Annotated in this window: 6 protein-coding genes; all 6 read right to left on the bottom strand. The window is 71.7% G+C overall.

The genetic code is table 11. The features are described from left to right. Window positions 1-248 (bottom strand): DUF4031 domain-containing protein (locus ACFPZL_RS10115; RefSeq protein WP_382335298.1); only part of this gene is annotated, 248 nt, incomplete at its 3' end. Between the two features lie 27 nt (window positions 249-275). After that, window positions 276-2,159: a PAS domain-containing sensor histidine kinase gene (locus ACFPZL_RS10110; protein ID WP_236022130.1), complete on the bottom strand. Its 1,884-nt coding sequence runs from the start codon at window positions 2,157-2,159 to the stop codon at window positions 276-278. Then, window positions 2,156-2,287 carry a hypothetical protein gene (locus tag ACFPZL_RS10105; protein ID WP_268912072.1) on the bottom strand — a complete coding sequence of 44 codons (132 nt, stop codon included), beginning with the start codon at window positions 2,285-2,287 and terminating at the stop codon, window positions 2,156-2,158. Before ACFPZL_RS10105 ends, ACFPZL_RS10110 begins: the two co-directional genes overlap by 4 nt. After that, the gene (locus ACFPZL_RS10100) at window positions 2,284-3,771 is read right to left on the bottom strand and encodes a glycosyltransferase family 2 protein (RefSeq protein ID WP_218116282.1); all 1,488 of its coding nucleotides are present in this window, start codon (window positions 3,769-3,771) and stop codon (window positions 2,284-2,286) included. Before ACFPZL_RS10100 ends, ACFPZL_RS10105 begins: the two co-directional genes overlap by 4 nt. Continuing rightward, complete coding sequence (locus ACFPZL_RS10095) at window positions 3,768-4,484, bottom strand: PHP domain-containing protein (protein WP_382335295.1); 717 nt, start codon at window positions 4,482-4,484, stop codon at window positions 3,768-3,770. Before ACFPZL_RS10095 ends, ACFPZL_RS10100 begins: the two co-directional genes overlap by 4 nt. Further along, on the bottom strand, window positions 4,481-4,806 hold a 326-nt coding region (locus tag ACFPZL_RS10090; protein ID WP_382335293.1), incomplete at its 5' end, for an ATP-grasp domain-containing protein. The genes ACFPZL_RS10090 and ACFPZL_RS10095, both read right to left, overlap by 4 nt.

Here is a 4,806-nt window from a genome sequence, read left to right as displayed (position 1 = left end):
CGCACCCGCAGCCCGGAGTCGCGCAGCCGGTGCACGACGTCGCGGGATCCGACCGGCCGGGCGCCGAGTGCGACGGCGCGCTCGTAGAGCGACTCGGGCAGGTCGTAGTGGTCGAGGTCGAAGCCGCGGCGGGGCACGGGCACGCGCGCGGCGAACTCGTGCAGTTCGTCGTAGTCGCGGTCGGAGACGAGATGGCTCCACAGGGTGCCGTGGGCGGGCCAGAGCGGCGGGTCGATGAGGATCGCCATCGCATCAGGGTAGCGCGTCGGGGCGGCTCATCCGACGCGCGGGATCCTGATCCGGAACTCGGTGCCGGCGCCTTCGTCGCTCGAGACCTCCATCTCCCCGCCGTGCGCCTGCACGATCGCCCGGGTGATGGCGAGGCCGAGACCGACGCCGGGCACAGCGTTGCGGGTCGCCGTCGAGGCGCGGAAGAAGCGCGTGAACAGCATGCCCTGCTCGCCCTTCGGGATCCCCATGCCGGTATCGCGGACCCGGATCTCCGCCTCCGCTCCGCGTGCGTCCGCCGCGACGACGACGCTCCCGCCGCGCGGAGTGAACTTGATGGCGTTCGAGAGCAGGTTGTCGATCGCCTGGCCGATCCTCCGGGCGTCGCCGCTCACCATGACGGGCTCGGCGGGCGTGTGGGCCACGAGCTCGACCCCGTCGCGATCCGCGCTGGGCACCGCCGATTGCACTGCGGATGCGACGCACTCGCCGAGATCCACCGTCTCGCGGACGAGCGGCATGTTGCCGGACTCGACCTGCGCGGTGAAGAGCAGGTCTCCGACCAGCGAGAGCAGCCGCTTCGCATTGCGCTCGATGATGTCGACGAACTGCCGCTGGTCGTCGCTCAGCGGCTGCTCCGGATCGTTCCCGAGCAGGTCGAGGAACCCCATGATCGAACTCAGCGGCGTGCGCAGCTCGTGCGAGACCATCCCGACGAACTCGTCCTTCATCCGCGCGATCTCCGCCGCCCGCGTCTCGTCGGTGATCACGAACAGGTAGCCGAGGTGCTGGCCGTCGCTGCCCCGGCGCGGAGTCACCGTCACACGGGCGGGCACCATGCGACCGCCGGTGTCGACGACCTCGAGGTCGCCGTCGAGCGGAACGCCCGAGTCGGCGCGCGCGAAGAGGGCGCGGATGCCCGCGAGTCCGGGCTCCGCCGCCGCATCCCCTTCGCTCTCCTCTGCCGACTCCCCCGCCGCGGGCGCCGAGGATCCCGCATGCGGATGCGGCGCGGGCTCCAGGAGTGCCTGATCCGACCCGCCCACCGACGCGAGCACGCCGTCGGGGAAGAAGCGGTCGATGCGCACTCCGTCGAGCGCTTCGTCGGCGCTGAGGCCGAGCAGCTTCTCCGCGCCGGGGCCCCACACCTCGACGACCCCCTGAGCGTCAGTGGCGAAGGCCGCGTGCGCCGTGACGGACCCCCAGAGGCTCTCGTACGACTCCAGGAGCGCGCGGTACTCCTGCTGTCCCTGCTGCAGCTGCGCGATCATGGTCTCGTTCAGTTCGAGCGCGCGGGTCCGCGACTCGGCGAGTTCCTCGGCCTCTTCCGCTCGAGCACGCTGCTGCCGCGAGAGCTCGTTGACCACCGCCGCCACGGCGGCGAACACGAGCGGCGCGATGATGCCGCGGAACCAGTCGGCCGTGCGGCTCGGCGTCTCGATGAGATACGGCAGGATGATCATCGCGGAGCTGAGCAGCACGCTGGTGACGAGATAGCGCAGGCCGGGGGCGGTCGCCAGCCACACGATGGGCAGCAGCACCAGCGCGCCGAAGAGGGATTGCCCGGCGCCGGTGCCGAAGCGGAAGAGCCCGAGGCCGACGATGTCGAGCAGCGGGATCACGAGCACGGCGAACCCGTCGGGCGTGCGCGGCCCCCGCTCCCCGCTCTGCGCGGCCGCGTAGACGGTCGCGCCCACGACCAGCAGCGATCCGGCGACGACGAAACCGAGCTGGTCGAAGCCCATCTCGGGCAGCAGGGCGACGAGTATCAGCGAGGCCAGCAGGGCGATCGCGGTCGGCAGCTGCTTGAGCAGCGGGGTGGGATGGCCGATGAATCGGTACCAGCGGTGCTCGGACGCCGGACGCCGATCCTCGGCTGCCGCGACGCCCGGCTCGGGCGCGGTTGCGGGTGATGGAGGCTGCGCGTTCACGGCAGGAAGAACTCGCGGACGAAGACGAGGGCGGCGACGGCGAGGAGGGCGAGGCCCGCCTTCGGCAGCAGCCACCATTCGGCGCGGGCGTCGTCCCGCAGCTCGCGTTCCTCGCGTCGAGAGCTCACGAGACCACCCTTCCGACCTTCTCGGTCTTGACCCAGGAGGCGTCGGCCCGGCGCCACTCCTTGATGTACGAATCGACGGTGATGGCGCACAGCAGCGAGCCGTAGCCGAAGAGGTAGATCATCAGCCCGGCCAGGAACCGGCCCGCGGGCAGGCGCTCGGCGTGCCGGGCCGCCCATGCGCCGAGCAGCGAGATCGGCCCCCAGAGGTAGAGCAGGCTGGCGAAGAGGAAGCGATCCGCCGGGCCGAGCGTGCCGAACCACTGCGTGAGCAGCTGATCCGACTGGTAGGGGAAGAGCGCGATCAGCATGAGCAGCATCGCGCCGACGCCCGGGAAGAGGAGCGCCTCCCGCCAGGAGACGGCCGCGGTGCGCGGGTCGAGCTGCACCGAGAGCAGGATCGAGAAGAGGTAGGTGCAGGAGGCCGCGATCCACATGAAGCGGAACACGCTCTCGGCGACCTCGCTGTGCAGCAGGAGCAGCGAGAAGAGGGCGACGGCGGCGAGCAGCATCCAGGCGGGCAGCAGCAGGATGCTGAACCAGGTGAGTCCGAAGGAGAGGCTGCCGAGGCGATGGTGCCGGCTCGGCCGGAACCAGACCCGGCGGTAGATGGAGGTGAGCTGCACGTTGCCGCGGGCCCAGCGCAGACGCTGCTTCCAGAGCGCGTCCACGGTGCGCGGCTCCTCGGCGAGCACCACGGCGTGCGGTTCGAACACCATGCGGCGCCCGGCGAGCTGGCTCTCGAACGTCGTCATCGTGTCCTCGGCGAGCGTGCCGGTGGGGATGCGCCCGCCGATCGCCTCGAGGTTGGCGCGGGAGTGCAGCTGCGCGCCGCCGGCGAGGCAGGCGATTGCGCCGAGCACGTTCTGCGCCCGCCGCGAGGCGAGCTGGGCGATGATGTACTCGATGCCGATGAAGCGGGTGAGGTAGTTCCGGTCCGCGCTCCCCTCGGCGATGTAGGCGGTGACGGCGCCGACGCGCTCGTCGGCGAGGTGCCGGCTCATCTTGCGCAGCGAGTCGTGCTCGAAGATGACATCGGCGTCCATGATGAGGATCGCCTCGGCCCACGGCTCGCCCAGGACGCGAGAGATGCCGTGGTTCAGGGTGTGCGCCTTGCCCTCGCCGCCGACATCGCGGCGCAGGTGCACGACGCGGCCGGGGTGCTCGGCCGCCTTCCGCAGCACCACCTCGGGGGTGTCGTCGGTGGACGCGTCGTCGACCACGTAGATGCGCAGCCGGTCCTCCGGGTACTCGAGGGCGAGCAGCCGGTCGATCGAGGCGCCGATGACGAGGCCCTCGTTCCACGCGGGGACGATGACGGCGACGTTCGGCGCGTACGGCGCGGCGCGGCGGTAGTGGTTCTTGAACGCGTGCAGCGGCAGCACGAGGAACTGGAACGCGGTGTTGAACACCGGGGTCGTGCCGAGCAGCACGCACACGAGCAGGAGGACGACCAGCGCGAGCTGCACGCCGTCCGGGAGGCTCATCCGGCGGCCTCCGCGGCGCTCAGGAGCTCCCGGACGCGACGGTACCGCCCCACGTCGGCCGCGTCGTGGCTGTCGGTCGAGGCGACGAGCCTGGCACCCGCCCGGCGCAGCGCGGCGAGGCTGCGCGGAGACGGGCACCCCCACTTCTCGTTGACCTCGACGTGCGTGTCGGTCGCTGCGGCGGTGCGCGCCCACTGCTCGAGGCGCTCGTCGTCGATCAGCTCTTCGCTCAGCCCGACCTTCGGCAGGATCGAGAACGGATGGGCCAGCTGGTTGCCGGGGTGGCGTTCCATGACGCGCTCGTAGGCGGTCATCAGATCCGCGACGGCGTCCTCCGCAGGCAGGCCCGCGGCGAGCCGTTCGCGCACCGCGCTCGGGCCGAGCGGCCCCTCCGTGCCGGGGAACTGGTGATCCGCGATCAGGATCCGGTCGACGCCGGAGGGCAGGCGCGGGATGTCGAGGGTGCCGGCGGTATCGAGGATCTTGGCCTCCACCCCGGTGCGCACGGTCAGCCCGTCGGGCACCCGCAGCCCGGCGACCGCGGCGAGGAGCTCGGGGACCCAGCCCGTGTCGCGCCGCACGTGGTCCACGGGGCGCAGCTCGGCGAGGCAGACGGCCGCCGCCGCGGCGACGTTCTCCTCGAGCGTCGACACCGCGTCATCGGAGAAGGTGGAGTGCACGTGGTGGTCGCCGCGCAGCAGGTCGGCGCTCACCCCTCCTCCTGATGGCCGGCATGCGCGGAGACGAGCACCTCGTCGACGTCGACGATCACGTCTTCGAGGAAGCGCACCGACGCGATCTCGCGGAACGGCAGCCGCTCGGGCAGCTCCCGTCCCAGGAACAGGTCGACCACGAGCGACGGGATGTCGACGCCCGCCGCGATGGTGAGGGGCAGCGCGCCCGGGAACCGCGGGTTGACCTCGAGCAGCATGGCGCGGCCATCGCGGTCGCGCCGCAGCTGCACGTTCGCGACGCCCACGAGACCGATCGCGCGTGCGACGGCTTCGGCCGTCCCCTCGAGCTCCGGATCCCGCA

Origin of the sequence: Leucobacter soli, assembly GCF_042659205.1 — a bacterium.
In the GTDB taxonomy this organism is placed as follows: domain Bacteria; phylum Actinomycetota; class Actinomycetes; order Actinomycetales; family Microbacteriaceae; genus Leucobacter; species Leucobacter soli.
Note: the sequence above shows the minus strand (reverse complement) of the source record. Positions and strands in the feature narration are given on the sequence as shown.

Coding starts and splice junctions, on each gene's coding strand:
- ACFPZL_RS10100 (WP_218116282.1), bottom strand. CDS start 3,771: ATGAGCCTCCCGGACGGCGTGCAGCTCGCGCTGGTCGTCCTCCTGCTC.